General features: G+C 72.0%; 18 protein-coding genes. 10 read left to right on the top strand and 8 right to left on the bottom strand.

Features of this window, described 5'->3' with window-relative positions:
* Positions 1 to 12 precede the first annotated feature (12 nt).
* Entirely contained in the window at positions 13 to 495 is a 483-nt protein-coding gene (locus tag IE260_RS16880) for a VOC family protein (RefSeq protein ID WP_189872746.1), read from the bottom strand.
* 361 nt (positions 496 to 856) lie between these two features.
* Here IE260_RS16880 and IE260_RS16875 point away from each other — a divergent pair, with 361 nt between their 5' ends.
* Together IE260_RS16875 and IE260_RS16870 are read left to right on the top strand one after the other, a co-directional pair.
* Positions 857 to 1,510, top strand: a complete 654-nt coding sequence (locus tag IE260_RS16875; RefSeq protein ID WP_189872643.1) for an ATP-dependent Clp protease proteolytic subunit — start codon at positions 857 to 859, stop codon at positions 1,508 to 1,510.
* A gap of 1 nt (position 1,511) precedes the next feature.
* Positions 1,512 to 2,114, top strand: a complete 603-nt coding sequence (locus IE260_RS16870; RefSeq protein ID WP_189872641.1) for a ClpP family protease — start codon at positions 1,512 to 1,514, stop codon at positions 2,112 to 2,114.
* A 51-nt stretch (positions 2,115 to 2,165) separates the two neighbouring features.
* On the opposite strand, the gene IE260_RS16865 is transcribed toward IE260_RS16870, so the two are convergent.
* Positions 2,166 to 2,594, bottom strand: a complete 429-nt coding sequence (locus IE260_RS16865; RefSeq protein WP_189872639.1) for a helix-turn-helix domain-containing protein — start codon at positions 2,592 to 2,594, stop codon at positions 2,166 to 2,168.
* Positions 2,595 to 2,909: 315 nt separating this feature from the next.
* Here IE260_RS16865 and IE260_RS16860 point away from each other — a divergent pair, with 315 nt between their 5' ends.
* Positions 2,910 to 3,797, top strand: coding sequence for an RNA polymerase sigma factor SigF (locus tag IE260_RS16860; protein WP_189872637.1), 888 nt, complete (start codon positions 2,910 to 2,912; stop codon positions 3,795 to 3,797).
* A gap of 81 nt (positions 3,798 to 3,878) precedes the next feature.
* On the opposite strand, the gene IE260_RS16855 is transcribed toward IE260_RS16860, so the two are convergent.
* On the bottom strand, positions 3,879 to 4,334 hold the full coding sequence (locus IE260_RS16855) for an ATP-binding protein (RefSeq protein WP_189872635.1): 456 nt from the start codon (positions 4,332 to 4,334) through the stop codon (positions 3,879 to 3,881).
* A gap of 154 nt (positions 4,335 to 4,488) precedes the next feature.
* Here IE260_RS16855 and IE260_RS16850 point away from each other — a divergent pair, with 154 nt between their 5' ends.
* The 3 genes from IE260_RS16850 to IE260_RS16840 all read left to right on the top strand — a co-directional run bounded on the left by IE260_RS16850 (position 4,489) and on the right by IE260_RS16840 (position 6,935).
* Positions 4,489 to 5,070, top strand: a complete 582-nt coding sequence (locus IE260_RS16850; RefSeq protein WP_189872633.1) for a PRC-barrel domain-containing protein — start codon at positions 4,489 to 4,491, stop codon at positions 5,068 to 5,070.
* Positions 5,070 to 5,483, top strand: coding sequence for a PRC-barrel domain containing protein (locus IE260_RS16845; protein WP_373303354.1), 414 nt, complete (start codon positions 5,070 to 5,072; stop codon positions 5,481 to 5,483). Before IE260_RS16850 ends, IE260_RS16845 begins: the two co-directional genes overlap by 1 nt.
* Before the next feature lie 189 nt (positions 5,484 to 5,672).
* On the top strand, positions 5,673 to 6,935 hold the full coding sequence (locus tag IE260_RS16840) for a streptophobe family protein (RefSeq protein WP_189872629.1): 1,263 nt from the start codon (positions 5,673 to 5,675) through the stop codon (positions 6,933 to 6,935).
* Between the two features lie 103 nt (positions 6,936 to 7,038).
* Here the strand turns inward: IE260_RS16840 and IE260_RS16835 are convergent, their stop codons facing one another.
* Both IE260_RS16835 and IE260_RS16830 read right to left on the bottom strand, forming a co-directional pair.
* On the bottom strand, positions 7,039 to 9,360 hold the full coding sequence (locus tag IE260_RS16835) for an ABC transporter ATP-binding protein/permease (protein WP_189872628.1): 2,322 nt from the start codon (positions 9,358 to 9,360) through the stop codon (positions 7,039 to 7,041).
* Between the two features lie 50 nt (positions 9,361 to 9,410).
* Positions 9,411 to 9,821: a hypothetical protein gene (locus IE260_RS16830; RefSeq protein ID WP_189872627.1), complete on the bottom strand. Its 411-nt coding sequence runs from the start codon at positions 9,819 to 9,821 to the stop codon at positions 9,411 to 9,413.
* Positions 9,822 to 10,272: 451 nt separating this feature from the next.
* Between IE260_RS16830 and IE260_RS16825 the strand changes: the two genes are divergently transcribed.
* Positions 10,273 to 10,560, top strand: a complete 288-nt coding sequence (locus IE260_RS16825; protein WP_189872625.1) for a DUF1905 domain-containing protein — start codon at positions 10,273 to 10,275, stop codon at positions 10,558 to 10,560.
* A 54-nt stretch (positions 10,561 to 10,614) separates the two neighbouring features.
* Here IE260_RS16825 and mgrA read toward each other — a convergent pair whose 3' ends face one another.
* On the bottom strand, positions 10,615 to 11,607 hold the full coding sequence (gene mgrA / locus IE260_RS16820) for an L-glyceraldehyde 3-phosphate reductase (protein ID WP_189872623.1): 993 nt from the start codon (positions 11,605 to 11,607) through the stop codon (positions 10,615 to 10,617).
* 126 nt (positions 11,608 to 11,733) lie between these two features.
* Here mgrA and IE260_RS16815 point away from each other — a divergent pair, with 126 nt between their 5' ends.
* Both IE260_RS16815 and IE260_RS16810 read left to right on the top strand, forming a co-directional pair.
* Positions 11,734 to 12,618: a LysR family transcriptional regulator gene (locus IE260_RS16815; RefSeq protein ID WP_189872621.1), complete on the top strand. Its 885-nt coding sequence runs from the start codon at positions 11,734 to 11,736 to the stop codon at positions 12,616 to 12,618.
* 25 nt (positions 12,619 to 12,643) lie between these two features.
* On the top strand, positions 12,644 to 13,159 hold the full coding sequence (locus IE260_RS16810) for a mycothiol transferase (RefSeq protein ID WP_189872619.1): 516 nt from the start codon (positions 12,644 to 12,646) through the stop codon (positions 13,157 to 13,159).
* On the opposite strand, the gene IE260_RS16805 is transcribed toward IE260_RS16810, so the two are convergent.
* Both IE260_RS16805 and IE260_RS16800 read right to left on the bottom strand, forming a co-directional pair.
* Complete coding sequence (locus IE260_RS16805) at positions 13,141 to 14,220, bottom strand: adenosine deaminase (RefSeq protein ID WP_189872617.1); 1,080 nt, start codon at positions 14,218 to 14,220, stop codon at positions 13,141 to 13,143. The two genes, IE260_RS16810 and IE260_RS16805, sit on opposite strands and share 19 nt — an antisense overlap.
* Positions 14,221 to 14,292: 72 nt before the next feature.
* On the bottom strand, positions 14,293 to 14,685 hold the full coding sequence (locus IE260_RS16800) for a VOC family protein (protein WP_189872615.1): 393 nt from the start codon (positions 14,683 to 14,685) through the stop codon (positions 14,293 to 14,295).
* A 123-nt stretch (positions 14,686 to 14,808) separates the two neighbouring features.
* Between IE260_RS16800 and IE260_RS16795 the strand changes: the two genes are divergently transcribed.
* On the top strand, positions 14,809 to 15,267 hold the full coding sequence (locus IE260_RS16795; protein WP_189872613.1) for a pyridoxamine 5'-phosphate oxidase family protein: 459 nt from the start codon (positions 14,809 to 14,811) through the stop codon (positions 15,265 to 15,267).
* Positions 15,268 to 15,271 lie beyond the last annotated feature (4 nt).

Here is a 15,271-nt window from a genome sequence, read left to right as displayed (position 1 = left end):
GGCGAGGGCGCGTCACCCGCCCGCGTAGGCCCGCTCCAGCTCGGCGATGTCGAACTTGTGCGACCGGAGCATCGCGCGGGTGGCCCGGGCCGCCTTCTCCGGGTCGGGGTCCTTGATCATGTCGATCAGTCGCTGTGGGGTCACCTGCCAGGACAGCCCGTACTTGTCCTTGAGCCAGCCGCACGGGCCCTCCTCGCCGCCCCCCTCGGTGAGCCGGGTCCAGTAGTAGTCGATCTCCTCCTGGTCGGCGCAGAGAATCTGGAAGGAGACCGCCTCGCTGAACCGGAACTCGGGGCCGCCGTTGAGCGCGACGAACTTCTGGCCGTTGGCCGTGAAGTCGACGGTCACCACCGAACCCGCCGGGCCCGGCCCGGCCTCGGTGTAGCGGGTGACACTGCCGATGCTGGAGTTCTTGAAGACCGAGACGTAGAAGTGGGCGGCCTCCTCCGCCTGGCCGTCGAACCAGAGATACGTGGTGAATCCGTCGGTGGTCATGTGCTCCTCCTGCGGGGCGTGGAACGCGGTCACCACTGTCGACCGGCCCACGCGGCGGAACTCATCGGTCACGCGGCGGACAATGCGGATGGCCGGTACACACGTCGCGGCCGTGACGTCGTCATCCGCCGACGGGGTCGACGGTCGAAGGAACCCGGCCCGTCCGCGGACGATGTCCGGGCCTCCTTCGGGCAGTTGCGCCAGGAGCGGGCGGGGTGACCGCTCTGCCCTCGGCGAATCTGCCACGGGCAGAGAAGCTCCCGCTGGAACCCGCCGGGGGCCGACAGTGAAGACCGCGGCGCCCGACTGCCGCGAACGACCAGCCTCGACGACTCGACACAGCACTCGACAAGGAGCGCCGATGTCTCCACTCATCGCCGGCCTCGCGCCGGCCTCCCTGCCCCGGGCCGAGGAGGGCGACACCCCTCCCAGCCGGTTCGACGACCACCTGGCCGCACAGTTGCTCGCGCAGCGGATCGTGCTGCTGGGCACGCAGGTCGACGAGGTCTCGGCCAACCGGGTCTGTGCCCAGCTGCTGATCCTGTCCGCGGAGGACCCGCGCACCGACATCAGTCTGTACATCAACAGCCCCGGCGGTTCGGTGCACGCGGGTCTGGCCATCTACGACACGATGCGGCTGGTCCCCAACGACGTCTCGACGCTCGCCATGGGATTCGCCGCCAGCATGGGGCAGTTCCTGCTCAGCGTGGGCGCGCCGGGCAAGCGCTATGCCCTGCCGAACGCGCGGATCATGATGCACCAGCCGTCGGCGGGCATCGGCGGCACCACCGCCGACATCGAGATCCAGGCGGACAACCTGGAGTTCACCAAACGGACCATCGAACGGATCACGGCGGAGCACACCGGTCAGAGCCCGGAGACCATCTCCCGGGACGGCGACCGCGACCGCTGGTTCACGGCCGAGGAGGCCAGGGAGTACGGGATGGTCGACCAGGTCGTCGAGTCCCTCGCGGACGTCCGGCCGGCCGCCACCAGGCGACGGATGGGGCTGTGACATGGGGACGTACACGATTCCGAACGTCGTCGAGCGGACGCCGCAGGGTGAACGGTCCTACGACGTGTTCAGCCGGCTGCTGTCGGAGCGGATCATCTTCCTGGGCACCGAGATCGACGACGGTGTGGCCAACGTCGTCATCGCGCAACTCCTCCATCTGGAGTCGTCGGCGCCGGAGAGCGAGATCGCGATCTACATCAACTCCCCCGGCGGCTCGTTCACTTCGCTCATGGCGATCTACGACACCATGACCTTCGTCCAGGCGCCGATCTCCACGTTCTGCGTCGGGCAGGCGGCCTCCACGGCGGCCGTGCTGCTGGCCGGCGGAGATCCGAGGCGGCGGTTCGTGCTGGAGCACGCGCGGGTGCTGCTGGGGCAGCCGGCCAGCGGCGGACGGCAGGGCACGGTCTCCGATCTGGCGCTCCAGGCCAAGGAGATGGTGCGGATCCGCTCCCAGGTCGAGGAGGTGCTGGCACGGCACACGCACCACGACGTCGCGACGCTGCGCGCGGACATGGACCGCGACAAGGTGTTCACGGCCGAGGAGGCCGTGGGGTACGGACTGGCCGACGAGGTCCTCAGCCGACGCCTGGTGACGGTCTGAAAGGGCGGGCCGGCGTCTCGTCTCCCACGAGGCGCCGGCCCCCACGGTTCGTCAGGCGGCCAGGCAGAGCCCGTTGTGGCGCGCGCCGGACGGACCGCGGCCACGGCTTGCTCCGGCATGCCGCGCGGTGATGCGGACCAGCTCGCCCTGAGCCCGCGACAGCAGGTCGCCCAGGCCCAGTCCGAGGGCGTGCGCGGCGGCGGCGAGGACCTCGGAGGACGCCTCCTTGCGACCGCGCTCCACTTCCGACAGATACGGCATGGAGATGCGCGCGGCCTGAGCCACCTCCTTCAGCGTGCGCTCCTGGGCGAGGCGTTCACGCCGCAGGACGTCGCCGACCAGATCGCGCCACAGCGGCTCTCTGGCGGCGGGTACCGACGGGTCCGGAGGGGCCGGCGAGGCGACGGGACGCTGTCCCGGGCGCGCGGCCGGCGGGTGCAGGGGGATGACGCGGGCTTCGTTCGGCACGTGGCTGCTCACCTCTCCAGACTAGGAATCCCCCTGCGCGGGGGAAGGGATCGACGTTCCGCCCAGAGCGGACGAGGGCCGATGGGCGGCGGCCGTTCGACGTGCCGGTCACCGGAAACAGGGATACCCTGTGACATATCGCGACAACCCGCGAAATACCGCCGTCACCGCGCGGACCGTGACCGGCTCGGCACGGGCCGCGCCGAGCCGCAACCCGCCGTTTTGCGCCACCTGGCAGGACGGAGGGCATGCCGTGCCATGACCCGGGTACCCGCAGTCGGGAAGGACCTAGGGAGACGTCGAACCGTGACTTTCGTGGGAGAGGTAATGAAGACCGCCGTGATCCGGCCGGAAGCGCAGGTTGTCGAGGAGACCACCGGGAGCAGGACGGGTGACGGATCCCTGCCGGGGGTGGTCGACCCGCGATCCGTGGCCCCGCGTGACGCACGGCAGTTGTCCCGCCAGTTCTTCCAGCGCCTGTCGGAGCTCGAAGAGGGCACGCACGAGTACCAGTACGCGCGCAACACCCTGATCGAGATGAACATGTCGCTCGTGCGGTTCGCCGCCGGCCGGTTCCGCGGCCGCGGGGACGACATGGAGGACATCGTCCAGACGGGCATGATCGGTCTGATCAAGGCCATCGACCGGTTCGAGCTGTCGCGCGAGGTCGAGTTCACCTCCTTCGCGCTGCCGTACATCGTCGGCGAGATCAAGCGGTTCTTCCGCGACACCACCTGGGCGGTGCACGTGCCGCGGCGGCTGCAGGAGCTGCGGGTGGAGCTGGCCAAGGCCCGCGAGGAGCTGTCCAGCCGGCTGGACCGCGACCCGACGGTCGCCGAGCTCGCCACGCTGATGAACATCAGCGAGAACGAGGTGATCGAGGGCCAGATCGCGTCCAACGGATACAACTCCTCGTCACTGGACGCCGCGCTCACCGGGGACGGGCCCGAGGGCGGCGAGGCGGTGCTCGCCGACTTCATCGGCGTGGAGGAGGACGGGCTGCGGCTCGTCGAGGACTTCCATTCGCTGGCTCCGCTCATGGCCGAGCTGAGCGAACGCGACCGGCAGATCATCCACATGCGGTTCGTCGAGGAGGCCACCCAGGCGGAGATCGGCGAAAAGCTCGGCTGCTCGCAGATGCACGTGTCCCGGCTGATCAAGCGGATCATCACCCGCCTGCGCGAGGGCATGATGGGCGAACTCGGCTGCGCCTGATCCCCACCGGGAAGGGAACGCGGGTGCCGCCCCTGCAGGGTGGGGCGGCACCCGTTCCGTGACCGGGAGGCGCGCGAAGGCTCAGTCGTCCTCGAGCCGCACCAGCGCGCGCACGCGCTTGCCGACGGGTACGCGTTCGACGACGAGTGTCTCCGCCAGCGCGTGGACGATCTCCAGGCCGTGCCTGCCGACGCGCTCGGGGTCCCGGGGGAAACGCCGGGGCACCGCACCGCTGCTGTCGTAGACGGTCACCGCCACCGAGTCGTCCGTGCCCTCCAGCTCCAGGATGTACGGCCCGTTGCTGTGGCGGTCGGCGTTGGTGACCAGCTCGCTCACCACCAGGAGCACCGCGCCGTCGGCGCGGGGGCCGATCGTGGCGCACCACTCGGTCCTGAGCTGGTCGAGGAAGAGCGAGGCGAAGGAACGCGCCTCCGCGATGCATCCCGGCTCGCCGGTGAAGTGTGCCGCCCGCCGCAGCGGTTCCACGGGCACGTCGAAACCAGTCGGTATCACTGCCCCGTCCAGGTACTCGGTCATGCGTTTCTCTCTCGGAAGCCGGACTGGCCGGACGCTACTGCACCAGTCCTCGTACCCCGAGCGGGGCCGCGCAGTCCCCGCGGCCCCCACTGCGGGCATCGTCACAGTCGCGCGGGGCACCCGAAGGGTACCGGCCCGACGGGAAGGGCGTGCGATGGACGAGCTGATGGCCGCACGAAGCCTGACGACCCGGCCCGTGGTCACCCTGGCCGGCGACGCCGTCGCCCAGGTGAAGGACACCGTCTTCGACACGGCGGCGAGCCGGATCACCGGTTTCGCCCTGAGCGGACGGGGCCTGCTGTCCGGCCCGCTGCAGGACGGCCTGCCGTGGACGGCCGTGTACTCGCTCGGCCACGACGCGGTGATGATCCGCGACCGGCGGGCGCTGGCGAGCACCGCCGTGCTGGCGCGGGAGGAGCCCCTGCGGGGACGGGTGCTGGGAGCGAGGGTGCTGACGGAGACGGGCACCGACATCGGCAGGGTGCTCGACGTCGTGGTGGAGGGCGGCACCAGCGGCCGTGTCGTCGGCTTCCGGGTGGCCGCGGCCAAGCAGTTCGCGACGGGCCCGAAACGCCATCGGCGCCGGGTGTACGTGCCCCGCGGAGAGAGCCTCACGGTCCAGGGACGGGCACTCGTCCTTCCCGCGGACGCCGTCCACCGCGTCACCGACGACCCGACGGCCTTCGCCGCCCTGGCCGACGGAGGCGCGGGCCGGCGGAAGGGCCCGCTGCCGTGATGCTGTTCTCCCAGGTGCGGGGCAGGCCCGTGGTGGCGTCGGCCGGGGCCGCGCAGCTCGGGGTCGTGACGTCCCTGACCGTCGACACCGCGTCCGGGAGGGTCGGTCACGTCCGCGTCCGCGGCGGGCGTCTGCGCAGGGAGACCGTGCTGGCCTGGGACGCGCTGGAGTCGCTCGGCCCGGACGTCGTCCTGGTCCGTTCGACCGCGGCTCCGGAGCCGGTGCCGCCCCGGCACGACATCCTGGGCAGCCGGGTCCTGACCGAGGCCGGGAACGAGCGCGGCACGGTGCTGGACGTGGTGTTCGAGCCGCGTACCGGCCGGATCCTGACGGTCGTCACGACACTGGACGAGTGGCCGCCCGACCGCCTGCTCGGCCTCGGCGACCACGCCCTGGTCGTCCGGGCGGGCTGACTGCCGGCGCCAGAGACGGAGGCCGGCTCCGGCCCCACCGGCGGGCCCGGCGGCGGCTCGGGGCCGACACCGGGCGTCGGCGGCTCACTCCCCCGGGTCCGGGCCGAAAGGCGTGGCGGCCGGTGTGCTGCGGTGCGGTGGCAGCAGCGCCGACGGGCGCGCCGGTCGGCCGCTGCTTAGCGTGGCAGCGTGAGCTCGCGAACTCCCTCCGCCCCGGCGGTCGCCCGTCACGGCTGGCTCCAGGCGCTCGGCACGGTGCTGGCCGGGCTGGTCGCCATGGGGGTCGTGGCCGCGCTCGGACTGTGGGCGGCCGGTGCGGCGGACCTGCCGGACAACGCCTTCCCCCGGGTCGTCACGGCGGCGGTGGTGACCGCCGTGGGTGGCGCGGTGGAGATGTCCGGGGACGCCGGGGGGCTCGTCGGCACGGAGGCGGCGCTGACGGTGATGCCGCTGTCCGTCACGCTGACCGGGGCGCTGGTGATCGCCCGGGGCTTCCTGCGGCCGCTGCGGCACCGGGCCGTGGCCGGTGCCGCGGAACTGGCCGGCTGGGCCGCCCGGATCGCCGTCCTGTGGCTGCTCGCGCTCCTCGGGCTGTCCTTCGCCGCGCGCCAGACCTTCGAGGTGTCCCTCGGGGAGGGGGTGCTGGAGGACCTCGGTGACCTGTTCGGGCTCGCTCCGAAGGCCGGCTTCACCACGGACGTGCCGCTGACCGTCCTCTTCGGACTGCTGTGGCTGGCGGGCGTGCTGGTGCTCGCCGTGCTGGTGTCGCGCGGGGCTCCGCTGCCGGCGCGGCTGCTGCGCCACCAGGCGTCGGTGCGGCCGGCGGCGTACGCCGTGGTCGTCGTGCTGCTCGCGTACGTCGTGATCGGCGTCGTCGTCGGCCTGGTCGTCGCCGGGACGCGCGACAGGCCGGCGCAGACCCTCGCCGTACTGCTGCTCGGCCTGCCGAACCTCGCGTGGCCGGCGCTGACCATCGGCCTCGGCGCCACCTGGAACGGGCGCGTGGAGGGGCCGTTCGGGCTGCCGATGCCGCACGTGCTCGACGAGGTGCTGCGTTCGCCGGACGTCGCGACGCTCGATCTCGGCACGCTCGCCGAGCACGACGGGCGGGTGTGGTGGCTGCCGGTCGTCGACGTGGTCCTGCTGCTGGCCGCCGGGTGGCTGGCGGCGCGGCGCTCACCGGCGGACATCCCGGCCTGGCGGCACGCCGTGCACATGGCCGTCGCACTGGCGTTCACGGTGCTGATGATCTGCCTCGTCGGCCGGATCTCCGCGCACTACGGGCTGTCGGTCCTCGGCATCGGAGACCTGGACGGCGGTCTGTCCGGGGAGTTGTTCCTCCGGCCGCAGCTGTGGGGCGCGGTCGGTCTGGCCCTGCCGTGGGGGCTGGTCACCGGCTTCCTCGGCGCCTTGCCGGTGCGGTGGGCGGGCAGGCGGGCCCGCCCGCGCTAGGGATGTCCGCAAGGCCGAGCGTCCGCCCGGCGTGCGGGCCCGCGCGTCCCGTGCGTGCTCGCGGGGCAGGCGCATGAGGCCTCGGGGTGGGGCGAAGGGTCTCCTACTTGCGCATCACGACCGGTTCGTGGCGGCGCAGCAGCCGGGACACGAGGACACCGAAGAGTGCCGACAGCACCAAGAGCATGCCGGTGTCGAGCAGCCACACGCCCGCCGAGTGCTCGAACAGCGGATCGGAGGTCAGCCTGCCGGGCACGATCCGGCCCAGTCCGACCGTCCCCGCCATCGCGCCGAGCGCCCACCGAGCGGGGACCAGCCAGGACAGCTGCTCCAGGCCGGGCACGCCGTCCAGCTTGAGCAGGGCGCCGCAGAAGACGACCTGGACGATGGCGAGCAGCACCAGCAGCGGCATCGTCACCTCTTCCTTGCGCACCAGCGCCGACACCAGCAGCCCGAGCATCATCGCCGTGAACGCCAGCAGGGCGACCGCGATGGTGATCTCCACAAGGGGCGGCATCAACACGCCTTCGCCGCCCGGCGCGTTCAGATCCACCCCGAGGAGGGCGACCAGCGTCAGCACCACGGCCTGGAGCACGGTGACCGTGCCCAGGACGACGACCTTCGACATCAGGTACGCCGATCTGGACAGGCCGACCGCCCGTTCCCGCTGGTAGATCACGCGCTCCTTGACCAGTTCCCGCACGCCGTTGGCCGCGCCCGTGAGCACACCGCCGACGCACAGGATGAGCAGTGCGTTCATCGCGGTCTGCTGCGTCAGCCGGCCGCCGGCCAGGGCGCGGGCCATCGCTCCCATCACGAAGGGCAGGGCGATCATGATGGCCAGGAAGGTGCGGTCGGAGCTGAGGGCGGCCGTGTACCGGCGCACCAGCGTGCCGAGCTGGGAGCACCAGGTGCGCGGCCGGGGCGGCGGGGTGATGACGACCGGGCCGGACCGGGGCCGCCGGGGCTGTGCGGTGGCGTCGGCGACGTACCGCGCGTACAGGGGCGAGGAGCGGAAGGTGCCCGCCCAGTCCCGGTCGCGCTCCCGCTCGAAGGCTTCGAATGCCTCGGGCCACTGGTCGAAGCCGAAGAAGGGCAGCGCCTCCTCGGGCGGCCCGTAGTAGGCCACCTTGCCGCCGGGGGCGAGGACGAGGAGCCGGTCGCAGACGTCGAGGCTGAGGACGCTGTGCGTGACCACGATGACGGTCCGGCCGTCGTCGGCGAGGCCGCGCAGCATGTGCATCACGGAGCGGTCCATGCCGGGGTCGAGGCCGGAGGTGGGTTCGTCGAGGAAGAGCAGCGACGGCTTGGTCAGCAGCTCGAGGGCCACACTGACCCGCTTGCGCTGCCCGCCGGACAGGCTGTGCACGTGCTGCCCGGCGCGCTGCTCCAGGCCCAGTTCGCGGATCACCTCGTCGACCCTGGCCTCCCGTTCGGCCTTGGCGGTGTCCTGCGGGAAGCGCAGCTCGGCCGCGTAGGACAGGGCGCTGTGGACGGTCAGCTGGGCGTGCAGGATGTCGTCCTGCGGGACGAGGCCGATGCGCTGACGGAGTTCGGCGTAGTCGTGGTACAGGTCACGGCCGTCGTAGAGCACGGTGCCGCGGTCGGCGGGCCGCTGCCCGGTGAGCGCGTTGAGGAGCGTGGACTTGCCGGCGCCGCTGGGTCCGACGACCGCCAGCAGGCTCTTCTCCCCCACGGGGAACGACACGTGGTCGAGCAGGGTCCGCTGCCCCCGCTCGACGGCGACCGTGAGGTCCTGCACGTCGAGGGAGACCTCGCCGGTGTCGACGTACTCCTGGAGCGTGTCGCCGACGAGGTAGAAGTCGGAGTGGCCGATGCCGACGATGTCGCCGGTGCCGACGGCGGCGCTGGTGACGCGCACGCCGTTGAGGTAGGTGCCGCTGTGGCTGTGGAGGTCGACGATCTCGTACGTCCCGTCGGACAGCGAGCGCAGTTCGGCGTGGTGGCGCGAGACGAGCAGGTCGTCGACGACGAGGTCGTTGTCGGCGGCCCGTCCGATGCGGACGGTGCGGGCGGGCAGCGGCCGCACGGTGGTCGGCCGCCGAAGGGTGCCGGTCAGCGAGACCGGGGCGGCGTCCGGGGCCGGGCGGCGGTTGAGGACCGCGAACGGCCCGTCGGCCGGGCTGCCGAAGTGGATGACGGTGCCGGGGCCGACGTCCCACGCGTGGACGCGGTGGCCGTCGGTGTAGGTGCCGTTGGTGCTGTTCTCGTCCTCGAGCGTCCAATGGTCGTACTCGGGTCGCAGCACCGCGTGGTGCCACGAGACCCGGGCATCGTCGATGACGATGTCGCACGACGGGTCGCGCCCGACGTGGTAGTCACGGCTCGGACTCATCACCGTGGAGCCGGTGTCGGTCTCCAGGACGAGTTCGGGCGCGGTCGGGGCGACCGGCCTGTTCACCATGCCAGGATTCTACCGATTCGTACACTCTTGCGCCCGGGCGGGAGGACGGGTCAGGCGACGGGCACCACCAGCGGCGGGGCGGCCCGCTGCATGCGCAGGGCGTCCACGGACTCGGCCAGCAGCTCGTACTCCGTGGTGTCGTCGCTGGTCGCGATGCGCACCAGCCGACCCGCCGCCAACTCGTCGGCGATCAACTCCTGTTGCACGTCGTCGGCACACCAGGAGCGCAGGACCCGGGGCACGTCGGGAGCGTCGTCGGCGACCGGGGTCAGGGCGCCGGAGGGTAAGCGGGGGTTGTCGGGCTGCGGGTCCAGGCGTTCGGCGATCCAGGACGCGCGGTCGCGCAGCCACCACAGGGCGAGGGCCAGCGTGGGAGCCCGGTAGGTTCCCAGGGGTACTCCGATCCGCCGGCCGTCGCAGACACCGTAGGCGGTGACATGGCACAGGAACTCGTCGTGCACTGCTCCCCTCCCCCGTCGCACGGCTCGCCTGCCGGTCGGGCAGGGCGTCCGTGCGGCTCGTGTGCGGTGCGTGAGGGCGCCGTCGCATGGGGTGAGACGCCCTAGCTGTCGAGTATGTTCACCGCTGAACCACTGTCACCATGAGTTTCCGGCCAGTCTCCTGGCATATTCACCGCGCCTGTTGGCCGAAACCCGGCAGGCGGGCGACCCCACCCTCATGACCCCGGAGGCGATCGACGGTACGGGTGGCGTGCGGGCAGGGCCGCCGCGACGTGGCACCGAGGCCGACATCCGTCACAGGACCTGCGCTTACGACCTTGGATCCGGGGCGTGCCGGGCTTCCCGGATCGGGTACCCGCGGGGAGCGTGACCGCTCGCGGCGGGCGATGAGTTCCGCGGCCACCGGCGGTCCACCGGAGCAGAACGACCGGCCGCCGGAACGGAGGACGTGATGACCGCGAGCCGAGAACTGGACGAAGAGTTCACCGCCGTACTGCGCAAGAGCCCCGTCGAGGGAGGCTGGACCTTTCTGGTCTGGCCCCGGTCCGTCGATTTCTTCGGGACCCGGGGACTGGTCAAGGTGCGGGGCACGATCGACGGGCACCCCTTCCGCAGCTCCTTCATGGCACTGGGCGACGGTACGCACAAGCTGCCGGTGAAGGCCGCCGTCCGCAAGGCCATCGGCAAGGAGGAGGGCGACACGGTCACGGTCCGTCTGGAGGAACGGCTCGGCTCGTGACCGCGCCGGGGCCCCGGCGGCGCCGTCATGCGCCACCGGGGCCCCGGCGGTGTGCTACCGCTTCACGATCTCGTCGATCCGGGCCAGCTCGTCGGCACCGAAGTGCAGGTTGCGGACGGCCGAGACGCTGTCCTCCAGCTGCTCGGGGCTGCTGGCACCGACCAGGGCGGAGGTCACCCGGCCCCCGCGCAGCACCCACGCCAGCGCCATCTGGGCGAGCGACTGGCCGCGGGACCCGGCCACCTCGTCCAGGGCCCGCAACCGGCCGACCAGCTCCTCGGTGACCGCGTCGGAGTTCAGGAACGGGCTGTCGCTCGCGGCGCGCGAGCCCTCCGGGATGCCGTCGAGGTAGCGGGCGGTCAGCAGGCCCTGCTCCAGCGGCGAGTAGGCGATGGACCCGACGTGCAGCTCGTCGAGGGTGTCCAGCAGACCCTCGCTCTCCGGGCGCCGGTCCAGCATCGAGTAGCGGGGCTGGTGGATCAGGAGCGGGGTGCCCAGGTCGGCGAGGATGCGGGCGGCCTCGCGGGTCTGTTCCGGGGAGTAGTTGGAGACGCCGACGTACAGGGCCTTGCCCTGCTGGACCGCCGAGTGCAGGGCGCCCATCGTCTCCTCCAGCGGAGTCTCCGGGTCGGGGCGGTGCGAATAGAAGACGTCGACGTACTCCAGGCCCATCCGCTTCAGGCTCTGGTCCAGGGAGGACAGCAGGTACTTGCGCGAGCCCCACTCGCCGTAGGGGCCGGGCCACATGAGGTAGCCCGCCTTGGTGGAGATCACCAGCTCGTCCCGGTACGGCGCGAAGTCGGCCTTCAGCGCCTCGCCGAGGGCGGACTCGGCGGCGCCGGGCGGCGGGCCGTAGTTGTTGGCCAGGTCGAAGTGGGTGACGCCGAGGTCGAAGGCGCGGCGCAGGATGGCACGCTGGGTCTCGACGGGACGGTCGGGTCCGAAGTTGTGCCACAGGCCGAGCGAGAGCGCGGGAAGCTTCAGACCGCTGCGTCCGGTGCGCCGGTAGGGCATGTCCGCGTAGCGGTCGGGGTGTGCGGTGTACAACGCGACTCCAGAGGGGTTGGCACGGTGTGCCGGGGTCTGACGGAACCGTGTCCCACTCTTTCGCGACCTGCGGGCAGTGGTCCAACAGAAGAATCCGATGGGATTCAGCGCTTAGGCTTCTCAATCATGGAACTGCGTCATCTCCAGCACTTCGTGGCGGTCGCCGAGGACCAGCACTTCACCCGGGCGGCGGAACGCCTGCTGGTCTCCCAGTCCGGTCTGTCGGCGTCCATCCGGGCGCTGGAGCGGGAGCTCCAGACGTCGCTGTTCGTGCGGACGACCCGCCGGGTCACACTGACGGAGGCCGGGCGGGCGCTGCTGGGCGAGGCGCAGCGGGTGCTGGCCCAGGTGCGGGCGGCGCACGAGGCGGTGGCCGCGGTGCAGGGCGTGCTGCGCGGCACGCTGTCGCTGGGCACCGAGCAGTGCGTGGCCGGGGTGTACGTGGCCGGGCTGCTGGCCTCGTTCCGGCGGCGCCATCCGGACGTGGAGATCCGGCTGCGGCAAGCGGGTTCGGGCGAGCTGGCGGAGGAGGTCGCGGCCGGGCGCCTGGACCTCGCGTTCGCCTACCGGACGCAGGCGGACACGGACCAGCTCCGCTCGGCCTCGCTGGGCGGCGAGCCGATGACGGTGCTGTGCCACCCCGACCACCGTCTGGCGGCCGGCGGAGCGGTCCTGGCCCCGCGCGACCTCGCCGACGAGGTCTTCGTCGACTTCCACCCCGACTGGGGGCCGCGGCGCGTCACCGACGCCGTGTTCGCGGCCGCGGGGGTACGGCGGACGGTCGCGCTGGAGGTGAACGACGTGCACGGGCTGCTCGACCTGATCGACGAGAACCTCGGCATCGCGGTCGTGCCACGGCATTTCCGGCGCAAGCGGGTCTCCCTCACCTCGCTTCCGCTGAAGGACACCGGCGGGACGGCGTACGAGACCATCGCGCTGCTGCCGCCGGAGCAGGCCACCAGTCCGGCCGCCCGGGCGCTCATGACGCTGCTGGAAACGGGAAGCGGGTGACGGCGGACTGCGCGATGGTGGACGCATGCATGCGAAGGACATCCTCATCGAGGGCTACAGCCGCATCCGGGAAGAAGTCCACGCCGTCGTCGAGGGCCTGGGCCCCGACGACCTGAACGCCCGCCCCGCCGACGACGCGAACTCCGTCGCCTGGCTGGTCTGGCACCTCACGCGGGTCCAGGACGACCACGTGGCCGACGCCTTCGGGCTCGACCAGGTGTGGCTCGCCCAGGAGTGGGAGAAGCGGTTCGGGCTCAAACTGCCGCGCCACGACACCGGGTACGGCCACACCTCCGCGAAGGTCGCGAAGGTGCGGGTCGACTCGGCGGACCTGCTGACCGGCTACTACGACGACGTGCACGAGCAGACGCTCGGGGCCCTGCGCGGTCTGTCCGCCAAGGACCTGGAGCAGATCGTGGACGAGAACTGGGATCCGCCGGTCACCCTCGGCGTGCGGCTGGTCAGCGTCCTGTCCGACGATCTCCAGCACGTCGGACAGGCCGCCTATGTGCGGGGGCTCCTTCAGAGCGCCGCCGCGTAGCCCGGCAGGACGACCTCCTCGATCAGGGCCCTGCGCTCGTCGAACGGGATGAAGGCGCTCTTGACCGCGTTCACCGTGACCGTGCGCAGGTCCTCGACCGTCCAGCCCGCCTGCTCGACCAGCAGGGACATCTCGCGGGTCATCGTCGTGCCCGAGACGAGGCGGTTGTCGGTGTTGAGGGTGACCCGGAAGCCGAGGTCCTTCAGCGCCGTGATGGGGTGCTCGGCGATCGAGGTCGCGGCGCCCGTCTGGAGGTTGGAGGTCGGGCACATCTCCAGGGCGATGCGGCGGTCGCGCACCCAGCCCGCCAGACGGCCCAGCTTGCCGGCCGCGAGGTCGGGGATGTCCTCGACGATGCGCACGCCGTGGCCGATGCGCTGGGCGCCGCACACCTGGAGTGCCTGGTGGATGCTGGGCAGGCCGTGCGCCTCCCCGGCGTGGATCGTGAACGGCACGCTCTCTTGACGCAGGTGCTCGAACGCGTCGAGGTGGTCGGCGGGCGGGAAACCGTCCTCGGCGCCGGCGATGTCGAAGCCGACGACGCCGGCGTCCCGGTAGGCGACCGCCAGGTCGGCGGTCGCGCGGGTGCGGTCGAACATCCGCATGCCGCACAGCAGGGTACCGACCCGTACGGGGGTTCCGGCGGCCGCTGCCTTGGCCATGCCGGCGGCCAGGCCCTCCTGGACGGTCTCGACGACCTCGGCCAGGGCCAGCCCGCCGGCCAGCATCAGCTCGGGGGCGTAGCGGACCTCGGCGTAGACCACGCCGTCCGCGGCGAGGTCGAGCACGTACTCCTCGGCGGTGCGCAGCAGGCCCTCGCGGGTCTGCATCACGGCGAGGGTGTGCTCGAAGGTGGCTATGTAGCGCACCAGGTCACCGGAGTTGGCGGCCTCGTAGAACCAGGCGGCCAGCTCGCCGGGGTCGGTGGCGGGCAGGTCGTGGCCGACGGCCCGGGCGAGTTCCACCACGGTGGCGGGGCGCAGGCCGCCGTCGAGGTGATCGTGCAGCACCGCCTTGGGCAGGCGGCGCAGGGTGTCGGTGGCGATGTGGGGCGCGGTCATGAGCGGGGTGTTCCTCAGCAAGTCGTTCTTGTCGTCGGGCGGAAGGCTTGTCGTCACGTGGAAGGGCCGTCGTCACGCGGCGGGCTGGAGCAGGTCCCAGCGGTTGCCGTACAGGTCCTGGAAGACGGCGACCGAGCCGTAGGGCTCGTGCCGGGGCTCCTCCAGGAAGGTCACGCCGGCGGCGAGCATGCGGGCGTGGTCGCGGGCGAAGTCGTCGGTGTGCAGGAAGAAGCCGACGCGTCCGCCGGTCTGGTCGCCGACCCGGGCGCGCTGGGACTCGCCCGCGGCGCGGGCCAGGAGCAGCGCCGTGCCGTCGGCCTGCGCCCCCGGCCGCACGACGACCCAGCGGGAGCCGTCGGGTCGGGGGGTGTCCTCGGCGAGGCGGAATCCGAGGGCCTCGGTGTAGAAGCGGATCGCCTCGTCGTAGTCGTCGACGACGAGGGTGACCAGGGCGATACGGGTCATCGGGGCCTTCCGGGAGGGGCGATTGACGGGAGAGGTTATACGTAAAACCTGAGCGACGCCAGTCTCTGGCCCTACGCCTCGGGCCCGAGGCGCGACGGCGTCGTGTCCGTTGGCGTCCCCGCCATGAGGATCACCGCTTCTCCGCGCAGCCCCGAGCGGCGCAAGCAGGAGGTACTGGCCCGTCTGGACCGGGAGACGGACATCTGGGTGGCCACCGCGGACGCCGACGGGCTGCCGTGTCTGGTCCCGCTGTGGTTCGTGTGGCACGGCGAGTGCCTGTGGCCGGCCACGCGGCCGGCCGACCCCACCGGCCGCAAGCTGCGCGAGGGCGGCCGGGCTCGGCCGGCCTTCGGACACACCCGGGACGTCGTACTGATCGACGGTGACGTGGAGACGTTCGGGGCGCGGGCGGTGCCGGTGGAGGCGGCCGGCGCGTTCGTCGCGAAGACCGGCTGGGCCCCCCGCGAGGACAGCGCCCCGTACGCCTGGTTCCGGGTGCGTCCGCGTGCGGTCCAGGCGTGGCACGAGGAGCACGAGCTGAAGGGCCGGCACCTCATGCGGGACGCCGCCCGGACCGTGTGAGCCC

Origin of the sequence: Streptomyces viridiviolaceus (genome assembly GCF_014650995.1) — a bacterium.
Classification (GTDB): domain Bacteria; phylum Actinomycetota; class Actinomycetes; order Streptomycetales; family Streptomycetaceae; genus Streptomyces; species Streptomyces viridiviolaceus.
The sequence above is the reverse complement of the archived record's forward strand: the minus strand, read 5'-3'. Positions and strand labels throughout refer to the sequence as shown.